This is a genomic window from Burkholderia sp. AcTa6-5, from assembly GCF_017815075.1.
In the GTDB taxonomy this organism is placed as follows: domain Bacteria; phylum Pseudomonadota; class Gammaproteobacteria; order Burkholderiales; family Burkholderiaceae; genus Burkholderia; species Burkholderia sola.
Genome location: NZ_JAGIQE010000010.1, coordinates 45442 through 67906, shown reverse-complemented (window position 1 = coordinate 67906; position 22465 = coordinate 45442). Strand labels below are relative to the sequence as shown.

The following is a 22465-nucleotide window of genomic DNA, read 5'->3' as shown; positions in this document are numbered from 1 at the left end:
TTGCATGGGACCGGTGATGGCAACGATACGAATCCAGACCGACGATTTCGACCTGAACGCCGAAGTGGCGGCATTGCGCGCGCGCAACCCGAAGATCGGCGCGCTCGCGTGCTTCGTCGGCACGGTGCGCGACCTGAACGAAGGCGATGCGGTCGCCGCGCTGGAGCTCGAGCACTATCCGGGCATGACCGAGAAGGCGCTCGAGAAGATCGCGGCGGAGGCCGGCCGGCGCTGGCCGGGCATCGACGTCGCGATTGTGCATCGCGTCGGCAGGCTGCTGCCGCTCGACCAGATCGTGATGGTCGCGACGGTCGCGTCGCACCGCGGCGATGCGTTCGCGTCATGCGAGTTCGTGATGGACTATCTGAAGACCGAAGCGCCGTTCTGGAAGAAGGAAACGACGCCGGACGGCGAGCGTTGGGTCGATGCGCGCAGTACCGACGACGCCGCGCTCGCGCGCTGGGGCGTCGAGTCGGGCAATACGCGGCGCTGAGTGCGGCGCGCGGACGATGCGGCGACGTACCGCAGGTGCGGCGTCGTCGCGCGTGACGGGTATTACGCGTCCGGGTCGACGCCGCGCCCGATGATCTTCGTCGGAAACGGCTCGCCGCGAGCGCGCGACGGCAACGCGTGCGGATCGTCGCCCGTGTCGCGACGGCGCGGCGCGACCGCGTCGAGCAGCGCCTGCTGTTCGGGCGGAATCCGGTAGTCCCAGCCGAACCGGCTCAACTGCAGGCTCTGCGCGATCCGTAGCGCGGGCTCCATGAATCGGATCGCCGCGGCCGGCGCGTAACGCGCTTCGACGGTGTTCAGGAACAGCGACAGCCAGCGGCTGAAATGGGCCGGCTCGATGCCGTCGAGCGGCTGGTGCGCCTGCTGCACGTTGCCGCGATAGCCCTTGGTGCCGAGCACGAGGCTCGACCAGAACATCACCATCTTCGGCAGATGATCGTCCCAGCGGCCGGCGAGCTTCGCGTCGAACACGGGCCCGAGCAGCGGATCGGCGCGTACGCGGTCGTAAAACGCGTAGACGAGAGCGCGGATGTTGTCTTCGGTCGGCTCGGCGTCGCGGGGGCGGGCCGGTACGGGTTCGGGCGAGGCAGGCAGGGCAGTCATGACAAAAAGGGCCGGTGGAGCAGGGCAGCGACAGGGCGCCGGCGCAGGCAACGAGCAGGACGCCGGCCGGATTTTGACGCAAAATAGCGTCCTGTAACCCCTGGAAAACGTGCGGATATCACGCATCTTATTGCGCGCACGCGATCCCGGCAACCCGGGGCCGCGCCGCGGGATCCTCGATCGGCCTTGCACGCGTCGCGATCGGCCCGGCTCACGTCGTTGGGGCACGATCGATCTTTTCCGTATTCGCTCATGAGACTCACCGACTACACCGACTATTCGCTGCGCGTGATGCTGTACCTCGCCGTGCGCGGCGAGGGACTCGCGACGATCCAGGAGATCTCGGACGCCTACGGCATCTCGAAGAACCATCTGATGAAAGTCGTCCAGCAGCTCGGCGAGCTGGGCTGGGTCGACACCGTTCGCGGCCGCAACGGCGGGCTGCGGCTGTTCGCCGATTCGCTGCAACTGACGGTCGGCCAGGTCGTGCGGGCGACCGAAAACGACTTCGCGCTGGTCGGCTGCTTTTCGTCGGATGGCGGCGAGTCGCGCGGCTGCGCGATCGAGCCGCAGTGCCGGCTGAAGGGCGTGCTGGCGGCCGCACGCGATGCGTTCTTCGCGGAACTCGATCGTCACACGCTCGGCGAACTGGCCGAGCCCGCGTCGCCGCTCGCGGCGCTGCTCGGCATCCGTCCGGTCGCGCTCGTGCGCGCCGCGCCGACGCCGGACGAAGCGCCGACGGCCGCCGAGCCGTCGTCCAACGCCCACTGACACGCGGGCGCCGCGGGCCCCTGCGTCCATCCGATCACACCGCCGGGCCGTTTTAAGGGTGTCCGGCATTTTTTGCGCTGAATCAACCCGAATTTCGCTTGAAAGCCGCATAACCATCCTCATCTTGGTGTTAATCGAAAATTGGAGGTCTCAACCAAATGAGAATCGACAAGCTCACCACCAAGTTCCAGGAAGCACTCGCGGACGCGCAAAGCCTCGCGGCCGGCCGCGACAATCAATACATCGAACCCGTTCACGTGCTCGCGGCACTGGTCGCGCAGCAGGACGGATCGGCCCGCTCGCTGATGTCGCGTGCGGGCGTGCACGTGCAGGCGCTGCAAGGCGCGCTGAACGAAGCCATTTCGCGCCTGCCGCAAGTGACGGGCACGGGCGGCGACATCCAGATCGGCCGTGAGTTGGCCGGGCTGCTGAACCAGGCCGACAAGGAAGCGCAGAAGCTCAACGACACGTTCATCGCGAGCGAGATGTTCCTGCTCGCCGTGTCCGACGACAAGGGCGACGCCGGCAAGCTCGCGCGTCAGCACGGCCTCACGCGCAAGGCGCTCGAAGCCGCGATCGCCGCGGTGCGCGGCGGCTCGCAGGTGCACAGCCAGGACGCGGAAAGCCAGCGCGAGGCACTGAAGAAATACACGGTCGACCTGACCGAGCGCGCCCGTGCGGGCAAGCTCGATCCGGTGATCGGCCGCGACGACGAAATCCGCCGTTCGATCCAGATCCTGCAGCGCCGCACCAAGAACAACCCGGTGCTGATCGGCGAGCCGGGCGTCGGCAAGACCGCGATCGTCGAAGGGCTCGCGCAGCGGATCGTCAACGGCGAGGTGCCCGAGACGCTGAAGGGCAAGCGCGTGCTGTCGCTCGACATGGCCGCGCTGCTCGCCGGCGCGAAGTACCGCGGCGAGTTCGAGGAACGCCTGAAGGCGGTGCTCAACGACATCGCGAAGGACGAAGGCCGGACGATCGTCTTCATCGACGAGATCCACACGATGGTCGGCGCGGGCAAGGCCGAAGGCGCGATGGATGCGGGCAACATGCTGAAGCCGGCGCTGTCGCGCGGCGAGCTGCACTGCATCGGCGCGACCACGCTCGACGAATACCGCAAGTACATCGAGAAGGACGCCGCGCTCGAACGCCGCTTCCAGAAGGTGCTCGTCGACGAGCCGAGCGTCGAGGCGACGATCGCGATCCTGCGCGGGCTGCAGGAGAAGTACGAACTGCACCACGGTGTCGACATCACCGACCCGGCGATCGTCGCCGCGGCCGAGCTGTCGCATCGCTACATCACCGACCGCTTCCTGCCCGACAAGGCGATCGACCTGATCGACGAAGCCGCTTCGAAGATCAAGATGGAAATCGATTCGAAGCCCGAAGAGATGGACAAGCTCGACCGTCGTCTGATCCAGCTGAAGATCGAGCGCGAAGCCGTGAAGAAGGAGCAGGACGAAGCGTCGCAGAAGCGCCTGCAGCTGATCGAGGAAGAGATCGACCGCCTCGGCCGCGAGTATGCGGACCTGGAAGAGATCTGGACCGCCGAGAAGGCCGCGGTGCAGGGCAGCGCGCAACTGAAGGAAGAGATCGAGAAGGTGCGGGCGGATATCGCGCGCCTGCAGCGTGAAGGCAAGCTCGAGAAGGTCGCCGAGCTGCAGTACGGCAAGCTGCCGCAGCTCGAGTCACAGCTCAAGCAGGTCACGCAGGCCGAAGAGCAGGAGCAGCACAACCCGACGCGCCCGCGCCTGCTGCGCACGCAGGTCGGCGCCGAGGAAATCGCGGAAGTCGTGTCGCGTTCGACCGGGATTCCGGTGTCGCGGATGATGCAGGGCGAACGCGAGAAGCTGCTGCACATCGAGGAAAAGCTGCACGAGCGCGTGGTTGGCCAGGATGAGGCGATCAGTGCGGTGGCCGACGCGATCCGTCGTTCGCGCGCGGGTCTCGCCGATCCGAACCGTCCGTACGGCTCGTTCCTGTTCCTCGGCCCCACGGGGGTCGGCAAGACCGAGCTGTGCAAGGCGCTGGCGTCGTTCCTGTTCGATTCGGAAGAGCATCTGATCCGCATCGACATGAGCGAGTTCATGGAGAAGCACAGCGTCGCGCGGCTGATCGGCGCGCCGCCGGGCTATGTCGGCTACGAGGAAGGCGGCTATCTGACGGAAGCCGTGCGCCGCAAGCCGTACAGCGTGATCCTGCTCGACGAGATCGAGAAGGCGCATCCGGACGTATTCAACGTGCTGCTGCAGGTGCTCGACGACGGCCGCATGACCGACGGGCAGGGGCGCACGGTCGACTTCAAGAACACGGTGATCGTGATGACGTCGAACCTCGGCTCGCAGGTGATCCAGGCGATGACGGGCGCGCCGCAGGACGAGATCAAGGACGCGGTGTGGCTCGAGGTGAAGCAGCATTTCCGCCCCGAGTTCCTGAACCGGATCGACGACGTCGTCGTGTTCCATGCGCTCGACCGCAGCAACATCGAGTCGATCGCGAAGATCCAGCTCGCCCGCCTGCACGACCGGCTCGCGAAACTCGACATGGCGCTCGACGTGTCGCCGTCGGCGCTCGAGCAGATCGCGAAGGTCGGCTACGATCCGGTGTTCGGCGCGCGGCCGCTGAAGCGCGCGATCCAGCAGGAGATCGAGAACCCGGTCGCGAAGCTGATCCTCGCCGGCCGCTTCGGTCCGAAGGACGTGATCCCGGTCGACGTCAACGACGGCCAGTTCGTGTTCGACCGCGTCGTGCACTGATCGCCGGTAATCGGCGGTGCGCCCGGTTCGCACCGCCGGGCGCGCAAAAGCAAACACCCCGCTCAGGCGGGGTGTTTGCTTATGGAGCGGCCGAAACGTTCGAAGCGGCCGCCCGGGCTGTCAGGCGTGCGGGCTCAGGCCTTGTTGCCGCCGAACATGCCGGCGAGCTGCGTGAGCGTACCGAGCAGGTTCGACGTGTCGACCTGGCCGCCGGCCGGCACTTCGCCGTTCGGCGTCGCGCCGTTGACGACGTGCGGCAGCACCTGCGCGAGGATCGACGACGCCTGCGACGGATCGATGCCGACCTTGCTCGCGAGCGAGCCGACGACGTCCGAGCCGAGCACGTTTTGCAGCGTATCCGGCGAGATCGGCTGGTTTTCGCCGGTGCCGACCCACGAACCGATGATCTCGCCGGCGCCGCCGGCCTTGAACTTCTCGATCAGCCCGTTCAGGCCGCCCGGCTGGTTGTTGATGAATTCGAGCGCGGTCGCGATGAGCGCGCTTTGCGAGTTGCCGCCGGCCTGGCCGCCGATCAGACCGCCAACGATGTCGAGGAGACCCATGATTCTTCACCTTCACTGAAAAGGGCGCCGTGACGACGGCGCCCGTTGAACGAATGCCGCGCGCACGCCATCGCGCGCGCGACGCACATCAGGCGCCCGACGCCGCGGCGGCGGAGGCGGCCTTGTCCTTCTTGCTCTTCTTCTTCGAACCCTTCGTCGCCTTCGCGGACGACGCGGCGGCCGGTGCGCTCGCGCCGGCGTCGGCGGATGCCGCGGCAGCAGCGGCCGCCTTTTCCTTCTTCGATGCGCGCTTGCTCTTGGCCGGCTTGGTTGCCGCTTCCGGCGCGCTCGCCGTCGGCGCGGGCGCCGCGGTCGTCGTGCCGGCCGTCGCGGTCGTGGACGTCGATGCGGTGCCCGCCGACGTCGTGGTCGACGTGCCCGCCGACGTCGTCGCGGCCGGCTTCGACAGCTTCACGCCCTTCGGCGGCGTCGACGCGCCGCCGATCGTCAGGCCGTTTTCCTCGAGATGCCCGACCGACTTCGTGCCGAGGCCCTTCACGCGGTTCGCGAGATCGTCGGCGTCCTTGAACGGGCCGTTCTTGGTGCGTTCGTCGATGATCGCCTTCGACTTCACGGGCCCGAGCCCCTTCACGGATTCGAGCGCGGCCTGGTCGGCCGTGTTGACTTCGACGGCCGCGGCAAGGCCGGCGGCGAGCGACAGCGACAGCGCGACAAACAGCATCAGCAGCTTTTTCAGCATGGCAAGGGCTCCCTGGTTCTGACGGATGAATGGCTGTTGCAACGGACGACGACGCGCGAGCTCGCCGGGCGTCGCCGTTAAGCATAGGACAAATGCGTGCCCTTTTTGAGACAGGCTGACCGAATCTTGCTGAAGGCTTGCGGCGCTGTAAAGGCCGAAACCGCTGCGGGGCGCCGATTTTGACCATTCTTTACGGTGTCGCCGGGTATCGCGAGCGTATCGCGGGTGAACGCCCCACTGGCCGTCAGACAATGCTTGACTTAGAGTGAACTCTAACTCCTAACCTTGTTCCTGCCATGTCGAAAACCGTATCCCAACCCTCCGCCGCCGGTCCGCTGACGATCGGGCAAGTCGCCGAACTGACGGGCGTGTCGACGCACACGCTGCGGTATTACGAGCAGGCCGGGCTGCTGCGCGCGATTTCGCGCACGGCGGCCGGGCACCGGCTCTATGCGCCGGCCGACCTTGACTGGCTGGCCTTTGTGATGCGCCTGAAGGCGACCGGCATGCCGATCGCGCAGATGCAGGCGTTCGCGGTGCTGCGCGAGCAGGGCGCGTCGACGTTCGGCGCGCGGCGCGACTTGCTGGTCGCGCATCGCGACGCGGTGCGTGCGCATATCGCGGAGTTGCAGGCGAGCCTCGACGCGATTGGCGACAAGATCGCGTACTACGAGGCGCAGGAACGGGAAACGGAACGACGGGCGAAACCTTCACACTCTTTATCGGAACAGGACGGACACGATGGAACGACTCGTTGAGGATCGCTACACGCGCGGCTGGAACAAACTGAAGGAAATCGACGGCGAAGCGGGCGAACGCGTGATCGCGGCGCTTGCGCCGATTGCGCCGGACTTCGCGCGGCTCCTGGTCGAATTCAGCTTCGGCGACATCTACAGCCGGCCGCAGCTCGACCTGAAGGCGCGCGAAATCGCGACGATCGCGGCGCTGGCCGCGCTCGGCAACGCGCAGCCGCAACTGAAGGTGCATATCGAGGCCGCGCTGAACGTCGGCTGCACGCGCGACGAGATCGTCGAGGTGTTCATGCAGATGGCCGTGTATGCGGGGATGCCGGCCGCGCTGAACGCGCTGTTCGCCGCGCGCGAGGTGTTCGCGCGGCGCGACGAGGCGGCCGGCGTGACGGACGACGCGAACGAAGCGGCCGGACAGCCCGCATGACGGGGCGTGCGCCCGTGCGTCACGCGCGGTGCGGCGCGACGATCCGGTACTTCGCGATGCGCCGGTACAGCGTCGCGCGCGACATGCCGAGCGCCCGAGCGGTCGCGTCGGGCCGCCAGCGATGCGCGGTGAGCGCGGCGACGATGCGGCCGCGTTCGTCGTCGGGCAGCGCGCCCGGCGGCGCGCCGCCGAGTTGCGCGGCGAGGTCGGCCGGAAGGTCGCGGCGCGTCACGCGCGCGGCGTCGCACACCGCGCACGCATAGCGCAGCACGTTGCGCAGTTGCCGCACGTTGCCCGGCCATGCATACGCGGCGAGCTGTTCGGCGAGCGTCGCGTCGAGCGTGAGCACGTGGCCGGTCGCCTGCGCTTCCTCGGCGAACACGGCGGCGATCACGTCGCGCACGTCCGCGCGTTCGCGCAGCGGCGGCAGGTCGAACGTCGCGCCGCTCAACCGGTAGTACAGATCCTCGCGGAACGTGCCGTCGGCGACCATCCGCGCGAGATCGCGGTGCGTCGCGCAGATCACGTCGAGATCGACGCGCACGGGCGTATCGCTGCCGAGCGGCACGACCTCGCCGTCGGCGAGCACGCGCAACAGGCGCGTCTGTAGCGCGAGCGGCATGTCGCCGATTTCATCGAGAAACAGCGTGCCGCCGTCGGCGAGCGCGATCTTGCCGCGCGCGCCGTGCTTGCGTGCGCCGGTGAACGCGCCGGCCGCATAACCGAACAGTTCGCTCTCGATCAGCGCTTCCGGCAGCGCGCCGCAGTTGACGGCGACGAACGGCCGCGCGCGCCGCGCGCCGGCGTCGTGGATCGCGCGGGCGAACACTTCCTTGCCTGCGCCGGTTTCGCCGAGCACGAGGATCGGCAGCCGCTTGCTCGCGACGCGCAGCGCGAGTTCCGCTTGTTGCGCGATGCGCGCATCGCTGCTGTGCAGGAACGGCGTCAGCGCGCCGACGTGACGCGGCGCAGCGGTGCCCGGGCGGCGCGACGCCGCGCCGGGGTCGCGGCCGGCGCGTCGTAGCGGCGCACGCAGCCGCGCGTAGAGCGGGGCGCCGGTCGCGCGCACGCGCAGCGCGACGATCGTGTCGAGCCGCGCGGCGTCGCGCAGCGGCATCTCGGTCGCATCGAAGATCTCGTCGATATGGCGCGGCTCGCGCAGCGCCGGCAGCGCGTCGCGCGCCTGCCGGTTCGCGGCGACGATGTTGCCGCATTCGTCGAATGCGATCAGCCACTCGGGCTGCGCCTCGACGTAGTGACGGTTCGGATGCCCGAACAATATCCAGTGCTGCGCGGTGCTGTGCACGAAGTAGCCGTCCTCGATCAGCGCCGCGCTCTGCCGCACGAGCTGGTAGACGAGACGCTGGCTGTCGCGGCCGTCGGGCGAATGCACGGCCGACGCGTCGAGCACGCCGATCAGTTCGCCGCCCGGCGAGAAGATCGGCGCCGCGCTGCACGTGAGCGTCGTGAACGCCGCGCGAAAGTGATCGGTCTTGTGCACGGTGATCGGCGCGAGATCGGTCAGCACGCTCGCGACGCCGCACGTTCCTTCCTCGCTTTCCGACCAGCACGAGCCGATGTGCAGCCCCGCATGGCGGAAGTCGTTGCGGCGTTCGCGGTCGATCCGGTAGTCGATCGTCACGCCGTGCGCGTCGGTCAGCATCACGCAGTAGTCGGCGACACGAATCATGTCGTGCAGCCGCGTCAGGCACTGGCCCGACGCGCGCAGGAAGGCTTCCTCCTTGTCGCGCACCTCGCGCAGCTCCGCCGCGGTCAGCACGCGCGGGCCGATCGACGAAGCGGGGTCGAGACGGTAGCGCTCCAGCGACCGTTGCCACGACGACACGAGGCGCGCGGAATCCGCCGGCGCGGGCAGGCGTCCGGCGAGCGCGCCGAGTACACGGTCGGCGTGCTGGGCCTGGGGGACGGCGTAGGGCATGGTCGGCTCCGGTTCCGTACGGCGGGGATGTCGCTGTTCTTGTAGCACATCCGGTTCGGCGAATCACATTGCATCGCAGCACGCGGCGCGCATGAGACGGTCGTCTCACCGGTATCGCGCCGTGTCTCGCGCAGTTGAGACGGCCGCATGCGCGGCGCGCGGCGGCCGTGCGGCGGGGCGTCGCGTGCGCGGCGCGGCGCGAACGCAGGGTTGGCGGGCGGAACGCCGCGCATGCACGGGCGCCGCGGCAATCGCGTCGCCGTATCGGCGACGTGAGACGTCTGCGCGGATTCGACGCGCGCTGCGTCGTCACGGCCGCGCATCCGGAACCCGCGCATGCCCGCCGCGCCAGCGTCCACGCGGGTTTCGCGGCGATCGCACGCACGATGGCACGCCGCTTGCATTAATGACGGGCAAGCCGCCGCGATCGCGTCGGCGACGACGATCCGCCGCCCGTCGATGGCTGCGGACGAAACAGGCGGAGCCGGCGCGCGTCAATGCGCCGGCTCCGTCGACTGGATGGAGACAAACCCGTGACGACGCCCGTTACCGTCGGCGTGATCGCGAACCCCGCATCGGGGCGCGACATCCGCCGCCTCACGACGCATGCATCCGTGTTTCCGACCGCGGAGAAGGCGAACATGATCGTGCGCCTGCTGGCCGGCCTCGGCGCGATGGGCGTCGAGCGCGTGCTGACGCTGCGCGACCGCACGGGCATCGCGACGCTGCTGCTGCGCGCGATCGACACGCATCGCGCGGTCGCGCCGCACGAGCGCTGGCCCCAGGTCGAATTCGTCGACCTGCCGATCACCGACAGCGTCGCCGACACGCAGGCGGGCGCTGCCTATCTGCATCGGATGGAAGTGTCGCTGATCGTCGTGCTCGGCGGCGATGGCACCCATCGCGCGGTTGCCGCGCATTGCGGCGCGACGCCGCTCGTCGCGCTGTCCACCGGCACCAACAACGCGTTTCCCGAACATCGCGAGGCAACCGTCGCCGGCGTCGCCGCGGGGCTCGCCGCGACCGGCGCCGTGCCGGCCGAGGTCGCGTTCGTGCGCAACAAGCGGCTCGTCGTGCGCTGCGTCGCGGGCGCGCAGCCGGGGCGCGAGGAGATTGCGCTCGTCGACGTGTGCGCCGCGCGGCAGCGCTTCATCGGCGCGCGCGCGATTTCCGGCTCCGACGACATCGACTCGCTCTACCTGACGTTCGCGGAACCGGACGGCATCGGCCTGTCCGCGCTCGGCGGCGCGTGGGCACCGCTCGAGCGCAGCGCGCCGCACGGGCTCTCGATGCGCTTCGCGCAAGCCGGCAACGCGGCCGGCACGCCGCTCGTCGCGCCGATCGCGCCGGGGCGCGTCGATCGTGTCGTGATGCGCAGTTGCGAGCGGCTCGAACCCGGCACGTGGCACGCGATTCCGTTCGAGTGCGGCACGCTCGCGTTCGACGGCGAGCGCGAGATCGAGGTCGCGCGCGGCGATCGCTACGAGATCGCGCTCGACTGGCGCGGGCCGTTGACGGTCGACGTCGGTCGCACGCTGCGCTACGCATCGTCGCGGCAGCTGCTGCGCGACGCCGGCGCGTGGCACGACTGATACCCCGGTTTGACGAAGACGCTTCGCCATCCATAACGATCATCAAGGAGACATCGCATGACAGCCCCTCTCGAAGGACAGGTCGCCATCGTCACGGGCGGCGCGCGCGGCATCGGCCGCGGCATCGCGCTGACGCTTGCCGGCGCCGGCGCGGACATCCTGCTGGCCGACCTGCTCGACGACGCGCTCGACGCCACCGCGCGCGAGGTCCGCGCGCTCGGCCGCCGGGCCGCGATCGCGAACGTCGACGTCACGCAGGCCGCGCAGGTCGACGCGATGGTCGCGCAGGCGCTCGCCGAACTCGGCCGGCTCGACATCCTCGTGAATTGCGCGGGCGTGATCAGCATTCATCCGGTCGCCGAACTGACCGAGCGCGACTGGGATTTCGTGATGGACGTGAACGCGAAGGGCACGTTCCTCGGCTGCCGGGCGGCACTGGCCCACCTGAAGGCGCAGGGCCGCGGCCGGATCATCAACGTCGCGTCGATCGCGGGCAAGGAAGGCTTTCCGAATCTCGCGCATTACAGCGCATCGAAATTCGCGGTCGTCGGCTTCACCAATGCGCTGGCGAAGGAACTCGCGCGCGACGGCGTGACCGTCAACGCGATCTGTCCCGGCATCGTCCGCACTTACATGTGGGACCGGCTGTCCGACGAATGGAAGACCGATGGCGAATCGGTCGAGCAATCGTGGCAGCGGCACCAGTTGACGCTGATTCCGCAGGGCCGCGCGCAGACGCCGGAAGACATGGGCCGGCTCGCGCTGTTCTTCGCGACGATGGACAACGTGACGGGCCAGGCCGTGAACGTCGACGGCGGCTTCACGTTCCACTGACGGCCGCGAGGCCGTGCAATCCGCCGCCACGGCACGGCCGGGGCGGCATTCGCAGTCAGACCTAACCAGGAGACACACATGACCGCTTCGACACAGCTCGGCAGGGACAAGCTGCTGGACGCCTATCGGCTGATGCGCACGATCCGCGAATTCGAGGAGCGCCTGCACGTCGAATTCGCGACCGGCGAGATTCCCGGCTTCGTTCACCTGTACGCGGGCGAGGAGGCGTCCGCCGTCGGCACGATCCTGCACCTCGGCCTCGACGACTACGTGGCCACCACGCACCGCGGCCACGGCCACTGCATTGCGAAGGGCGTCGACGTGCACGGGATGATGGCCGAGATCTACGGCAAGAAGACGGGCGTCTGCCGCGGCAAGGGCGGCTCGATGCACATCGCCGACCTGTCGATGGGGATGCTCGGCGCGAACGGGATCGTCGGCGCGGGCGGCCCGCTCGTGTGCGGCGCGGCGCTCGCGGCCAAGCACAAGAAGACGGGCGGCGTCGGCGTGTGCTTCTTCGGCGACGGCGCGTCGAACCAGGGCGTGATCTTCGAATCGATGAACCTCGCGTCGGTGTGGCGGCTGCCCGCGATCTTCGTCGCCGAAAACAACGGCTATGCGGAAGCGACGTCGTCGAGCTGGTCGGTCGCGACCGACAACATCGCCGATCGCGCGAACGGGTTCGGGATGCCGGGCGTGATCGTCGACGGCTTCGACTTCTTCGCGGTGCACGAGGCGCTCGGCGAGGCCGTCGAACGCGCGCGCAACGGCGGCGGCCCGACGCTCGTCGAGGTGAAGTTCACGCGCTATTTCGGCCACTTCGAGGGCGATGCGCAAACCTACCGCGCGCCGGGCGAGGTGCAGAAGCTGCGCGACGAGAAGGACTGCCTGAAGCATTTCGAAACGCGCGTCGTGCGCGCCGAGGCGCTGACGACCGACGACCTGCGCGCGATCGACGCGCAAGTGAAGGCGTTGATCGACGACGCGGTCGCGCAGGCGAAGGCCGCGCCGCTGCCGGATGCCGCCGACCTGCTGGCCGACGTCTACGTGTCGTATCCGTGAGCGCGGGCTGACCCGGCAGCCGGCACGGCAACCTAACATTCCAGGAGACAGACATGGCAAGGAAGATCACTTATTCGCAGGCGATCAACGAGGCGCTCGCGCAGGAAATGGCGCGCGACGACAGCGTGATCGTGATGGGCGAGGACAACGCGGGCGGCGCGGGTGCGCCGGGCGAGGACGACGCATGGGGCGGCGTGCTCGGCGTGACGAAGGGGCTGTTCCACAAGTTTCCGGGCCGCGTGCTCGATACGCCGCTGTCGGAGGGCGGCTACATCGGTGCGGCGGTCGGCGCGGCCGCGTGCGGGATGCGGCCCGTCGCGGAACTGATGTTCATCGATTTCATGGGCGTGTGTTTCGACCAGATCTTCAACCAGGCCGCGAAATTCCGCTACATGTTCGGCGGCAAGGCCGTGACGCCGGTCGTGATTCGCGCGATGTACGGCGCGGGCCTGCGCGCGGCTGCGCAGCACTCGCAGATGCTCACGTCGCTGTTCACGCACATCCCGGGGCTGAAGGTCGTGTGCCCGTCGACGCCGTACGACGCGAAGGGGCTCCTGATCCAGGCGATCCGCGACAACGATCCTGTGATCTTTCTCGAACACAAGCTGCTCTATACGCGCGAGGGCGACGTACCGGAGGAGTCCTATGCGATTCCGTTCGGCGAGGCGAGCGTGCTGCGCGACGGCGACGACGCGACGATCGTCACGTACGGCCGGATGGTGCATCTCGCGATGGACGCGGCCGCGACGCTCGCGAAGGACGGCATCCAGTGCGACGTGATCGACCTGCGCACGACGTCGCCGCTCGACGAGGAAACGATCCTCGAAAGCGCGGAACGCACCGGGCGCCTGGTGGTCGTCGACGAAGCGAACCCGCGCTGCTCGATCGCGACCGACATCGCCGCGCTCGTCGCGCAGCGTGCGTTCCATTCGCTGAAGGCGCCGATCGAACTCGTGACCGCGCCGCATACGCCCGCGCCGTTCGCCGGCGTATTGGAAGACCTGTATATCCCGTCCGCCGATGCGATCGCGCAGGCGGTACTCAAGACGAGGAGCTGACACGATGTCGATTCACATGATCACGATGCCCAAGTGGGGGCTGTCGATGGAGCAGGGGCAGGTCAACGGCTGGCTGAAGGCGATCGGCGAACGCGTGGCGAAGGGCGACGAGGTGCTCGACGTCGAGACCGACAAGATCTCGTCGGGCGTCGAATGCGCGTTCGACGGCACGCTGCGCCGGCAGGTCGCGCAGGAGGGCGAGACGCTGCCCGTCGGCGCGCTGCTCGGCGTCGTCGCGGCGGCCGATGCGAGCGACGCCGACATCGACGCGGCGATCGCCGAGTTCCAGCGCGATTTCGTGCCGAGCGCGGCGTCCGACGAGGCGGCCGGCCCGCAGCCGGAGAAGGCGCAGATCGGCGGACGCACGATCCGTTTCCTGAAGCTCGGTGACGGTTCGGGCACGCCGGCCGTGCTGATCCACGGCTTCGGCGGCGACCTGAACAACTGGCTGTTCAATCACGCGGAGCTCGCCGCGCACCGGCCGGTGTGGGCGCTCGATCTGCCCGGCCACGGCGAATCGGGCAAGGCGGTCGAGAGCGGCACTCTCGACGAACTGGCCGACGCGGTGCTCGCGCTGCTCGATGCGCAGCACATCGAGCGCGCGCACCTGATCGGCCATTCGATGGGCGGCGCAGTGGCGATGACGTTGGCCGACAGCGCGCCGGCGCGCGTGGCGTCGCTCACGCTGATCGCGAGCGCCGGGCTCGGCGCCGACATCAACCGAGCGTACATCGACGGCTTCGTCGCCGGCAACAGCCGCAACACGCTGAAGCCGCACCTCGGCGCGCTGTTCGCGGACGACGCGCTGGTCACGCGGCAACTGGTCGACGATCTCGTCAAGTACAAGCGGCTCGAAGGCGTGCAGGCCGCGCTGGAGAAGATCGCGCATGCCGCGTTCGACGGCGCCGCGCAGCGGCGCGTGTTCCGCGACCGGCTCGCGTCGCTGGCGCCGCGCACGCTCGTGATCTGGGGCGAGCGCGACCAGGTGATTCCGGCGCAGCATGCGCAGGACTTGCCGGGCGGCGTGCGCGCCGAGGTGATCGCCGGCAGCGGGCACATGGTGCAGATGGAGTCGGCCGCCGACGTGAACCGCCTGATCGTCGCATTCCTCGGAGACTGACGATGGCCGCCGCGCTCGAACGACCCAGCCTCACGGCGCTCGGCCAACCCGGCGCGAGAAGTCGCGACAAGCTTGCGCGCATTCCGGTGCGCATCGAGCCCGCGGCCGCCGCGGCGTTGCCGAAGCCGCCGTGGCTGCGCGCGCGGCCGATGATGAGCGCGGCGGTGGCCGACATGGCCGCCGTGCTGCGCGAGCATCGGCTGCATTCCGTCTGCGAGGAGGCGATGTGTCCGAACATCGGCGAATGCTTCGCGCAGCGCACCGCGACCTTCATGATCATGGGCGGGCTGTGTACGCGGCGCTGTCCGTTCTGCGACGTCGCGCACGGCCGTCCCGAGCCGCTCGATCCCGCCGAGCCCGCGCGGCTGGCCGACGCGGCGGCGGCGCTCGGATTGCGCTACGTCGTGATCACGTCGGTCGACCGCGACGATCTGCGCGACGGCGGCGCTGCGCATTTCGCCGCTTGCATCGCGGCGGTGCGCGCGAGCGTGCCGGGCATCGGCGTCGAGGTGCTGACGCCGGACTTCCGCGGCCGCGCGGCGCGTGCGCTCGACGCGCTGTCGTCGGCGTGGCCCGACGTGTTCAACCACAACATCGAGACGGTGCCGTCGCTGTACCGGGCGGCGCGGCCGGGCGCCGACTATCGCGGCTCGCTTGAACTGCTCGCGCAGGCGAAGGCCGCGCGGCCGACGCTCGTGACGAAATCGGGATTGATGCTCGGGCTCGGCGAACGCGACGACGAGGTGCGCGACACGTTGCGCGACCTGCGCGCGCACGAGGTCGACGTGCTGACGCTCGGCCAGTATCTCGCGCCGTCGGCGCACCATTTGCCGGTGCGGCGCTACGTGAGCCCGGACGCGTTCGCCGCGTGGCGCGACGAGGCGCTCGCGCTCGGTTTCAGGGAAGTCGTCGCCGGCCCGCTCGTGCGGTCGTCATATCACGCAGCCGACGTGCTGGAGGACGCGTAGCGCACCCGCGCGTCAGGCGGCGGCCACGGCGGCGTGCGCGCGACTGATGCGGCGCAGGTACAGCACGAGCCCCGCGCCCGCCAGCATCAGGCTGACCGTGTTCGCGAACCAGAAGCCGCGCGCGCCCGTCAGCCACGCGGGCGCGATGCCGCCGACGTCGAAGCCGAGCACGTAGCCGCCGCTGAGGCCGACGCCCCACAGCGCGACCGCGTAGATCACGGTCGGCACGACCGCCACCTTGTACGCGCGCAGCACGAACGCCGACGTGACCTGCAGTGCATCGAACACGTGGTAGCACGCGACGATCGCGACGAGCGGCATCGCGGCCGCGGCGACGGCCGGGTTCGGCGTATAGCCGCCGATGATCAGCGGGCGCAGCGCGAACACGAGCACGCCGTACGCGGCGGCAACCCCGCACGCGAACATCACGCTGTGCCGGCCGAGCAGCCGGGCTTCGTCCGCGCGTCCGGCGCCGAGCGCGCGTGCGACCAGCGTCGACGCCGCTACGCCGATCGACAGCGGCGTCATGTACAGCACCGCGCCGATGTTGCCGGCGATCTGGTGGCCGGCGAGCGTCGTCGTGCCGAACTGCGCGATGAACAGCGCCATGCACGTGTACGACGTCACCTCGATCAGATACGACAGGCCCATCGGCACGCCGAGCTTCAGGATGGCCTTCTGCCGTTCCCACACGGGCCAGCAGAAGCGCGAGAAGATCGCGAGCGGCGCGAATACGTCGAGCTTCGCGAGCAGCGTGTAGCCGATCAGCGCGAGCGCCCAGTTGATCAGCGTGCTCGCGAGCCCGCAGCCGGGGCCGCCGAGCGCCGGTACGCCGAAGCCGCCGAAGATGAACCACACGTTCAGCGGAAACTTGAGCAGCAGCGCGCCGATCTGCAGGATCATCGCGAGCCGCGGCTTGCCGGCCGCGTTGGTCAGCGCGTTGTAGATCCGGAATACGAGGCTGGCGGGCAGCCCGTACGACAGGATGCGCAGGTAGTCGACGGTGCGCTCGTGCAGCGCGGCGGGTGCGTGCGCGACGCGCAGCAGCGGTTCCGGAAAATGCAGCAGCAGGAAGCCGGGAATCGAGAGCAGCAGCGCAAGCCACAGCGCCTGGCGCACTTCCTCGCCGATCTCCGCATGGCGCCGCGCGCCGTACAGTTGCCCGGTGATCGGCTGCAGCGCGGACAGGATGCCGGTCAGGCCGATATAGATCGATACGTAGATCGACGAGCCGAGCCCGAGCGCGGCGAGATCGACGGCCGAGTAGCGGCCGACCATCGCGGTGTCGATCACGCCGAACGCGATGATCGCGAGCTGGCCGACCAGCACCGGCCACGCGAGACCGACGATCCGGCGGATGTCGCCGAACATCGTCAATCGGCCGCCTGGCGGCGCGGCGGACGTCGCTTGACGGGCGTCTTCGGCCGTTCGATGCGCTCGTACAGGCGGAAGCGCTCGTCGCGGTCGGCGACGCGGCGGCCTTCCCAGACGAGACGCCACACGTATTGCGACATCGAACTCGGCTCGCCGAAGTCCGCGCGGTCCTGACGCAGGATCACGTCGCAGTCGCCGGAGAAATCGAAGTGCATGTTGCCGAAGTATGCGAAGGTCGCGATCTGCGCGTCGCCGAGCCGCACCGGCGAGATGCACTCGTAGTCGGACGGCAGGTGCACGGCGATCTGTTGCGCGACGTCGCGATAGGTCCGGCCGTAGTTGACGATCGGCAGCCACAGCGTCATCAGCAGCACCCACATCAGCGTGGTGCCCGCGCCCGACAGCACGACGCTGCGCCACAGCACCTTCGGCTGTCGCGACACGCGCCAGCGCACGATGAAGCACCAGCACACGGTGACGATCACTGCGCAGATGAACGACAGGATCTTGAAATGCGGCTCGTAGCCGGGCACGAGGCGCGCGAGGTTGCGCGCGAGCGGATGCGGGAAGCCGGTGAGCGACGCGAGCCACACCAGCCACACGAAGGTGCCGAGGATCGTGAAGCTCAGCACCGCGAACCAGTCGATCGCGTTGATCGCGCCGCGCTTGAGGGTCGGCAGCGCGAACGTCGCGAGCACCGCGAGCGGCGGCAGCAGCAGCATGTACATACGGTTCGACTGCTGGCTTTGCAGGATCACGAGCGCGACGAGCGGCACGGCGACCGACAGCGGAATCGCGATGTGCGCACGGCGGCGCATGCCGGCCCAGCTCCACCACGCCCAGATCGCGAGCGGCCACGCGGGCCACGTAAACAGCGGCAGGTTCTTCGCCGCATAGCCGAGCACGGCCGTCGGCGGGCCCGAAAAGCGCATCAGGCTGCCGTGGATCCACTGGTTGAAGAACCACGCGGCGTCGTCGGGCGCCGCGACGTACGCGGCGAGCGGCCACAGCGCGGAGATCGCGGCCGCGAGCGGCAGGCCGACCAGCGGCAGGCGCAGGTTGCGCATCTCGGGCGTGACGAGCCACAGCGCGGCCGTGCCGGCGAGCAGCGCGACGACCAGCACCGGATTGCCGGACAGCGCGACGAGGCCCATCGCGAGGCCCCACCACAGTGCGCCCTGCAGCGGCTTGTCGATGCCGCGCACGATCCCGTACACGAGCATCGCGATCCACGCGAACTGCGCGAGCTGCGGCGTCGTTTCGTGCCCGCGTTCCGCGAGACCGAAGCAGGCGACGAGCACCAGCAGCGCGCCGTCCGCGAGCGTGCGGCCGTAGTCGCGCGGCTCGGGTTCGCCGCCGAATGCGTATTTGAACGGTTGAACCTCGGCGCGCCGGCCGAGCAGGTAGGCCGCGTACCAGACGAACGCGCACGCGACGCAGAACAGCACGCCGGTATCGACGCGCGACGCGTTGCTCGCGTCGACCCACGGGCCGAGGCCGCGGATCGACAGCGCGCCGAGCCAGTAGCCGAGCGGCCCGTCGGTCGTGATGAACTTGCCGACCAGGTTCGGCAGCAGCCAGTCGTGCCAGCCGCCCTTGGCCATCGTCCACATCACGCCGAAGCCCGCCGCGTCCTCGTTTTTCCACGGGTCGCGGCCGAACAGGCCGAACGCCGCGTAGACGAAGCAGAGCGTGAGCAGCAGCCAGCGCGGCAGCGCACGCGTGGCGGAGGCGGTGAGACGGACGACAGGCTTCATGCAGATGAGCGATTTGTTATGGGCGGGCAGCCGGCGCGATCGCGCGCGGCCGAGCCGGTTTCGAGCATCCGGCATTGTAGTCGCGCCCGCTGTTGTGCGTCAGGTCGTTTCCCGGGCGCCGGCCGGTGTCTTCCGGGCGAGCAGAGACAAAAAAGGGCAGCCTGGGCTGCCCTTTCGTGCGGTACCGGTGCGTTGCCGCCGCCGGATCGGTGCAAGGCTTACTTTGCTGCAGCCTTGCCGTTGGCGCGTGCGCCGAACTTGTTCTTGAACTTCTCGACACGGCCTGCCGTGTCCATGATCTTTTGCTGACCCGTGTAGAACGAGTGCGATTCCGACGACACTTCGATCTTGGCGAGCGGGTAGGTCTTGCCGTCGAGTTCGATGTTTTCGCGCGTCTGGATCGTCGAGCGCGTGATGAACTTGAAGCCGTTCGACATGTCTTGGAAGACGACTTCGCGGTAATTCGGGTGGATGCCTTCTTTCATGGTCTTTCCTTGGTGAGAGCGGTAGCCAACCCGCCGCTTGCCGTGCCGGGTACGCCCATTTGCGTATCACCAGACGACGCCAAGCCCGGCGCGAGCCACTTGCCTAAGGTCGAAAAACGGCGATTATGCCAGAAAATCAGACGGTTGACGAATAATTTTCACGGTGCATCGAGCGCGCCGGTGCCGGCCGGATCCTGCCGATAGTAGCGCGCGAGCAGCCGGTACAGCTCCGGAAATTCGGACTCGAACGCCTTCGGCCGCACGAACAGCGCCTCGCTGCACACCGCGAAGAATTCCGACGGGTGATCGGCCGCATAGGGATCGATCAGCGAATCCCGCTCGAAGCGCGCCCACGCGCGGTCCGGCACCGCGTCGACGCGCGCGCAGAACCGGTCGTAGGCGGGTTCGAACACGTCGGCCCACGCCTGTGCGTCCAGGTGCGGCGCATGCCAGCGGCGAAAAAGGGGGGGATAGCCGTCGGCCGCGCCGTTGACCATGTCGATCTTGTGCGCGAACTCGTGGATCACGACGTTGTACGCGTCGCGGCCGTCCGTCATCTGCGCGTCTTCCCACGACAGGATCACCGGGCCGCCTTCCCATGCCTCGCCGCTCGCGTCCTGCTCGACTTCGTGGACGACGCCGTCCTCGTCCTGCACGGTCTTGCGGATCAAGAATTCGCCCGGATACACGACGACGCCGACCCAGCCGTCGTACAGCGACAGGTCGAGATTCAGCACGGGCAGGCAGGCCTGCGCGGCGATCGCGACGATCATCGCGTCGGTCAGCTCGAGCCCGTGCGCGGTCGAAAACGATTTTTTCGCGACGAACAGGCTCGTCAGTTCGCGCAGCCGGCCGAGCGCGTCGGGCGGCAGGGCGGCGAGGAACGGCAGGCGCTCGACGGTTTCTTGCCACAGCGCGTCCGGAATCGGATGGCTGCGCAGCGCGCGGTCGCGGCGGCGGTCGTCGAACCAGCGGGTCAGTTTCGAGAGCATGGAGGCTTCGGACGAAAATCCAAAGCCTGTCTTTTAACTCAATCGATCTGTTTTTGCCATGCCGCGAAGAGGCCGCCGACGAGCGCGACGCCCGCGAGGAAGTAAAAACCGTCGAGCGATGCGAGGAACGACGCCTGTTGCGCGACCATCCGCGCGATCGACGCGATCGCGAGGCCATGCGCGTCGTTCAGCGCGTGGCCCGCAGCCGCATAGCCGCGCGTCAGTGCGTCGGCGGTCTGCTGGAACAGCGGATCGAACACGTTCGCGCGCTCGACGAGCCGCGTCTGATGCATGGCCAGCCGGTGCTGCTCGACGATGATCACCGAGGACGTCGCGAACGAGATCGTCAGTTGCCGCACGATGTTCTTCACCCGATAGCCATGCGAGTATTCGTCGATCGCGAAGATCCGGAACGTGAGGTTCGCGACCGGCAGCACGATGAACAGCAGCAACAATCCGCGCAGCAGCAGCGGGACGACCAGCGCCGCTTCGCCGACCTGCGGCGTCATCCGCGTCATCGATAGCGCGGCCGTGACGGCGATCGCGAACCCCGGTACGACGAACCACTTCTTGTGCGTGACGAATTTCGCGTAGCGCAGGTAGGCGAACAGCGCGGTGGCCGAAAGCAGCGACGTCGTGCCGACCAGGCGCCCGGCATTCTCGACCGGATAGCCGAGGCCGCCCTCGAGCAACCGCGCCGTCAGGTAGCTGAAGCCCGTCGTCTCGTAGTAATAGAACATGTAGAGCAGCAGCCCGACCTGGAACGTCCGCTCGCGAAACGCATGCAGCCGCACGAGCGGCGTCGGATGATGCCATTGGTGATACGCGAACCATGCGAGCGCGCCGAGCCCCGCGATCGTCAGCACGATCAGCATCGGCGAGCCGCTGTAGAGCTGGTAATGCACCTGCTGCAGCACGATCTGCAGCGCGCCTTGCGCGAGTGCGAACACGACGTACGGCCAGAAATGGCCGGAGCCGCGTTCGTCGTCCGGCGTGCGGCCCGAATCGGGCAGCGTGAGCAACGCGAGGATCGCGAACGCGATGCCGGCCGGCGCCGTGCACGCGAACAGTGCGCGCCACGTCGAATGCGCGACCAGCAGCCCGCCGACGATCGGCGCGAGCGCGCTGCCGAGCAGGATCATGATCAGGAACGCGCGCGTCGCGGGCGGCCGTGCCGGCGGCTTGAAGCTGATCTGGATCAGGATCCGGCACGCGCCCATCATCGGGCCGATGAAATAGCCCTGGAAGCCGCGCGCGAACGCCAGCGTCAGCGACGTGTCGGCTAGTGCCGCCGCGATCGCGCCGAACGAGAACATCAGCATGCAGCCCGCGACGTAGCGGCGATGGCCGAGCCGGTCGACCCACCATTGCTGCTGCAGGATGCCGAGCACGGCCGTGACCGAGTAGGCGCTCGACGACCACACGAGTTCGTCGGGCGACGCGTTGATGCCGCCCGCGATGTAGCTCGCGAAGAACGAGAAGACGGCGTTGTCGAAGTAGTCGATGCCGGTGACGAGCGCGAGCGCCCATGGAAACAGGTCCGCACGCAGGTTCGCGCGGCTCCACAGCGGCCGGCCCGGCACCGTGTTCATTCGCGATCCTTGCGTGCGCGCCGCGTGCCGGCCTCGGCCCGCCGCTGCGCGATCAGCGCATCGGCGTTCTCGCCGGCGAGGCGCCGCTCGACGTAGTCGATATCGTGCTGCAGTTCCTTGCGCAGCGAAACGGCTTCCTTCAGCTCGCGCTGGACGGCCGCGATCCGCCGGTCGAGCGTGTCGATCTGCTCGGCGAGGCCGGCGCGGATGTCGCGCAGCGACGCATCCGAATAGCGGCGCCGGCCGTCGCCGGTTTCTTCCAGCGGGCGCTTGAGCATTTCGGTGATGCCGTGCAGCGAGAAGCCGAGCGCGCGCAGCCGCAGGATTCGCGCGAAGCGCTCGAGGTCGGCTTCGTCGTAGAGGCGGTAGCGGCCTTCGCTGCGCGATGGCGTGACGAGCCCGCGCTCTTCGTAGTATTTGAGCGTGCGTGGCGTCACGCCGAGCCGCGACGCGGCGTCGCCGACGGTCAATAGCGGGGTGGCGGCGTCGTTCGGCATCGGAGGTGGGGAATTCGGCGGGACAATGACGCGATTATAGATCAACCTGTACGTTCACGTTCAGGTTGGGATCGAAAAACGGCCGCCGGGCAGGATGCGCGGGCGGCCGTGTT

General features: G+C 68.6%; 21 protein-coding genes. 11 read left to right on the top strand and 10 right to left on the bottom strand.

All coding sequences use genetic code 11. From position 1 onward, the window contains the following. Positions 1-16: 16 nt before the first annotated feature. Entirely contained in the window at positions 17-493 is a 477-nt protein-coding gene (locus J8I33_RS15385; RefSeq protein WP_050013333.1) for a molybdenum cofactor biosynthesis protein MoaE, read from the top strand. Positions 494-555: 62 nt separating this feature from the next. On the opposite strand, the gene J8I33_RS15380 is transcribed toward J8I33_RS15385, so the two are convergent. Then, positions 556-1116 carry a group III truncated hemoglobin gene (locus tag J8I33_RS15380; RefSeq protein WP_089488503.1) on the bottom strand — a complete coding sequence of 187 codons (561 nt, stop codon included), beginning with the start codon at positions 1114-1116 and terminating at the stop codon, positions 556-558. 252 nt (positions 1117-1368) lie between these two features. On the opposite strand from J8I33_RS15380, the gene J8I33_RS15375 reads away from it, so the two are divergent. After that, positions 1369-1887, top strand: coding sequence for an Rrf2 family transcriptional regulator (locus J8I33_RS15375; protein WP_050013223.1), 519 nt, complete (start codon positions 1369-1371; stop codon positions 1885-1887). A gap of 158 nt (positions 1888-2045) precedes the next feature. Continuing rightward, positions 2046-4643: an ATP-dependent chaperone ClpB gene (gene clpB / locus J8I33_RS15370; protein WP_050013222.1), complete on the top strand. Its 2598-nt coding sequence runs from the start codon at positions 2046-2048 to the stop codon at positions 4641-4643. Positions 4644-4777: 134 nt separating this feature from the next. Here the strand turns inward: clpB and J8I33_RS15365 are convergent, their stop codons facing one another. Continuing rightward, positions 4778-5206, bottom strand: coding sequence for a YidB family protein (locus J8I33_RS15365; RefSeq protein ID WP_209937559.1), 429 nt, complete (start codon positions 5204-5206; stop codon positions 4778-4780). Positions 5207-5294: 88 nt separating this feature from the next. Then, positions 5295-5906 carry a helix-hairpin-helix domain-containing protein gene (locus J8I33_RS15360; protein ID WP_209937556.1) on the bottom strand — a complete coding sequence of 204 codons (612 nt, stop codon included), beginning with the start codon at positions 5904-5906 and terminating at the stop codon, positions 5295-5297. A gap of 296 nt (positions 5907-6202) precedes the next feature. Here J8I33_RS15360 and J8I33_RS15355 point away from each other — a divergent pair, with 296 nt between their 5' ends. Both J8I33_RS15355 and J8I33_RS15350 read left to right on the top strand, forming a co-directional pair. Then, positions 6203-6664 carry a MerR family transcriptional regulator gene (locus J8I33_RS15355; protein ID WP_124554574.1) on the top strand — a complete coding sequence of 154 codons (462 nt, stop codon included), beginning with the start codon at positions 6203-6205 and terminating at the stop codon, positions 6662-6664. Beyond that, on the top strand, positions 6648-7082 hold the full coding sequence (locus tag J8I33_RS15350) for a carboxymuconolactone decarboxylase family protein (protein ID WP_050013218.1): 435 nt from the start codon (positions 6648-6650) through the stop codon (positions 7080-7082). Before J8I33_RS15355 ends, J8I33_RS15350 begins: the two co-directional genes overlap by 17 nt. 19 nt (positions 7083-7101) lie before the next feature. Here the strand turns inward: J8I33_RS15350 and J8I33_RS15345 are convergent, their stop codons facing one another. Continuing rightward, on the bottom strand, positions 7102-9021 hold the full coding sequence (locus J8I33_RS15345; RefSeq protein WP_089488501.1) for a sigma-54-dependent Fis family transcriptional regulator: 1920 nt from the start codon (positions 9019-9021) through the stop codon (positions 7102-7104). Between the two features lie 533 nt (positions 9022-9554). Between J8I33_RS15345 and J8I33_RS15340 the strand changes: the two genes are divergently transcribed. The 6 genes from J8I33_RS15340 to lipA all read left to right on the top strand — a co-directional run bounded on the left by J8I33_RS15340 (position 9555) and on the right by lipA (position 15655). Then, complete coding sequence (locus tag J8I33_RS15340) at positions 9555-10613, top strand: NAD(+)/NADH kinase (RefSeq protein WP_209937554.1); 1059 nt, start codon at positions 9555-9557, stop codon at positions 10611-10613. 57 nt (positions 10614-10670) lie between these two features. Then, positions 10671-11447 (top strand): SDR family NAD(P)-dependent oxidoreductase, encoded by a 777-nt coding sequence (locus J8I33_RS15335; RefSeq protein WP_209937552.1) that lies wholly within the window; start codon positions 10671-10673, stop codon positions 11445-11447. Between the two features lie 78 nt (positions 11448-11525). Then, positions 11526-12509, top strand: a complete 984-nt coding sequence (locus J8I33_RS15330) for a thiamine pyrophosphate-dependent dehydrogenase E1 component subunit alpha (RefSeq protein ID WP_050013214.1) — start codon at positions 11526-11528, stop codon at positions 12507-12509. Between the two features lie 53 nt (positions 12510-12562). Continuing rightward, a complete protein-coding gene (locus J8I33_RS15325) occupies positions 12563-13567 on the top strand; it encodes an alpha-ketoacid dehydrogenase subunit beta (protein WP_124554572.1) in 1005 nt (334 codons plus the stop codon). A gap of 4 nt (positions 13568-13571) precedes the next feature. Continuing rightward, positions 13572-14687, top strand: coding sequence for an acetoin dehydrogenase dihydrolipoyllysine-residue acetyltransferase subunit (locus J8I33_RS15320; protein WP_209926867.1), 1116 nt, complete (start codon positions 13572-13574; stop codon positions 14685-14687). Positions 14688-14689: 2 nt separating this feature from the next. Further along, positions 14690-15655 carry a lipoyl synthase gene (gene lipA, locus J8I33_RS15315; RefSeq protein ID WP_050013211.1) on the top strand — a complete coding sequence of 322 codons (966 nt, stop codon included), beginning with the start codon at positions 14690-14692 and terminating at the stop codon, positions 15653-15655. A gap of 12 nt (positions 15656-15667) precedes the next feature. Here the strand turns inward: lipA and J8I33_RS15310 are convergent, their stop codons facing one another. The 6 genes from J8I33_RS15310 to J8I33_RS15285 all read right to left on the bottom strand — a co-directional run bounded on the left by J8I33_RS15310 (position 15668) and on the right by J8I33_RS15285 (position 22352). Continuing rightward, positions 15668-17026, bottom strand: a complete 1359-nt coding sequence (locus J8I33_RS15310; RefSeq protein ID WP_050013210.1) for an MATE family efflux transporter — start codon at positions 17024-17026, stop codon at positions 15668-15670. Positions 17027-17028: 2 nt separating this feature from the next. Next, complete coding sequence (locus tag J8I33_RS15305; RefSeq protein WP_089488498.1) at positions 17029-18861, bottom strand: UDP phosphate-alpha-4-amino-4-deoxy-L-arabinose arabinosyl transferase; 1833 nt, start codon at positions 18859-18861, stop codon at positions 17029-17031. A gap of 143 nt (positions 18862-19004) precedes the next feature. Beyond that, a complete protein-coding gene (locus J8I33_RS15300) occupies positions 19005-19271 on the bottom strand; it encodes a type B 50S ribosomal protein L31 (RefSeq protein WP_050013208.1) in 267 nt (88 codons plus the stop codon). 158 nt (positions 19272-19429) lie between these two features. Next, a complete protein-coding gene (locus J8I33_RS15295; RefSeq protein WP_209926869.1) occupies positions 19430-20263 on the bottom strand; it encodes a M90 family metallopeptidase in 834 nt (277 codons plus the stop codon). Positions 20264-20301: 38 nt separating this feature from the next. After that, positions 20302-21855: an MFS transporter gene (locus tag J8I33_RS15290; RefSeq protein ID WP_209937549.1), complete on the bottom strand. Its 1554-nt coding sequence runs from the start codon at positions 21853-21855 to the stop codon at positions 20302-20304. Next, on the bottom strand, positions 21852-22352 hold the full coding sequence (locus tag J8I33_RS15285; protein ID WP_050013205.1) for a MerR family transcriptional regulator: 501 nt from the start codon (positions 22350-22352) through the stop codon (positions 21852-21854). Before J8I33_RS15285 ends, J8I33_RS15290 begins: the two co-directional genes overlap by 4 nt. Between the last annotated feature and the right edge of the window lie 113 nt (positions 22353-22465).

Excerpts from the sequence above, each read along its gene's own strand:
- J8I33_RS15375 (WP_050013223.1), top strand. The coding sequence starts at position 1,369 with ATGAGACTCACCGACTACACCGACTATTCGCTGCGCGTGATGCTGTAC.
- clpB (WP_050013222.1), top strand. The coding sequence starts at position 2,046 with ATGAGAATCGACAAGCTCACCACCAAGTTCCAGGAAGCACTCGCGGAC.
- J8I33_RS15285 (WP_050013205.1), bottom strand. The coding sequence starts at position 22,352 with ATGCCGAACGACGCCGCCACCCCGCTATTGACCGTCGGCGACGCCGCG.
- J8I33_RS15365 (WP_209937559.1), bottom strand. The coding sequence starts at position 5,206 with ATGGGTCTCCTCGACATCGTTGGCGGTCTGATCGGCGGCCAGGCCGGC.
- J8I33_RS15345 (WP_089488501.1), bottom strand. The coding sequence starts at position 9,021 with ATGCCCTACGCCGTCCCCCAGGCCCAGCACGCCGACCGTGTACTCGGC.
- J8I33_RS15330 (WP_050013214.1), top strand. The coding sequence starts at position 11,526 with ATGACCGCTTCGACACAGCTCGGCAGGGACAAGCTGCTGGACGCCTAT.
- J8I33_RS15300 (WP_050013208.1), bottom strand. The coding sequence starts at position 19,271 with ATGAAAGAAGGCATCCACCCGAATTACCGCGAAGTCGTCTTCCAAGAC.
- J8I33_RS15325 (WP_124554572.1), top strand. The coding sequence starts at position 12,563 with ATGGCAAGGAAGATCACTTATTCGCAGGCGATCAACGAGGCGCTCGCG.
- J8I33_RS15380 (WP_089488503.1), bottom strand. The coding sequence starts at position 1,116 with ATGACTGCCCTGCCTGCCTCGCCCGAACCCGTACCGGCCCGCCCCCGC.
- lipA (WP_050013211.1), top strand. The coding sequence starts at position 14,690 with ATGGCCGCCGCGCTCGAACGACCCAGCCTCACGGCGCTCGGCCAACCC.
- J8I33_RS15320 (WP_209926867.1), top strand. The coding sequence starts at position 13,572 with ATGTCGATTCACATGATCACGATGCCCAAGTGGGGGCTGTCGATGGAG.
- J8I33_RS15385 (WP_050013333.1), top strand. The coding sequence starts at position 17 with ATGGCAACGATACGAATCCAGACCGACGATTTCGACCTGAACGCCGAA.
- J8I33_RS15355 (WP_124554574.1), top strand. The coding sequence starts at position 6,203 with ATGTCGAAAACCGTATCCCAACCCTCCGCCGCCGGTCCGCTGACGATC.
- J8I33_RS15350 (WP_050013218.1), top strand. The coding sequence starts at position 6,648 with ATGGAACGACTCGTTGAGGATCGCTACACGCGCGGCTGGAACAAACTG.
- J8I33_RS15295 (WP_209926869.1), bottom strand. The coding sequence starts at position 20,263 with ATGCTCTCGAAACTGACCCGCTGGTTCGACGACCGCCGCCGCGACCGC.
- J8I33_RS15335 (WP_209937552.1), top strand. The coding sequence starts at position 10,671 with ATGACAGCCCCTCTCGAAGGACAGGTCGCCATCGTCACGGGCGGCGCG.
- J8I33_RS15310 (WP_050013210.1), bottom strand. The coding sequence starts at position 17,026 with ATGTTCGGCGACATCCGCCGGATCGTCGGTCTCGCGTGGCCGGTGCTG.
- J8I33_RS15290 (WP_209937549.1), bottom strand. The coding sequence starts at position 21,855 with ATGAACACGGTGCCGGGCCGGCCGCTGTGGAGCCGCGCGAACCTGCGT.
- J8I33_RS15360 (WP_209937556.1), bottom strand. The coding sequence starts at position 5,906 with ATGCTGAAAAAGCTGCTGATGCTGTTTGTCGCGCTGTCGCTGTCGCTC.
- J8I33_RS15305 (WP_089488498.1), bottom strand. The coding sequence starts at position 18,861 with ATGCCGGATGCTCGAAACCGGCTCGGCCGCGCGCGATCGCGCCGGCTG.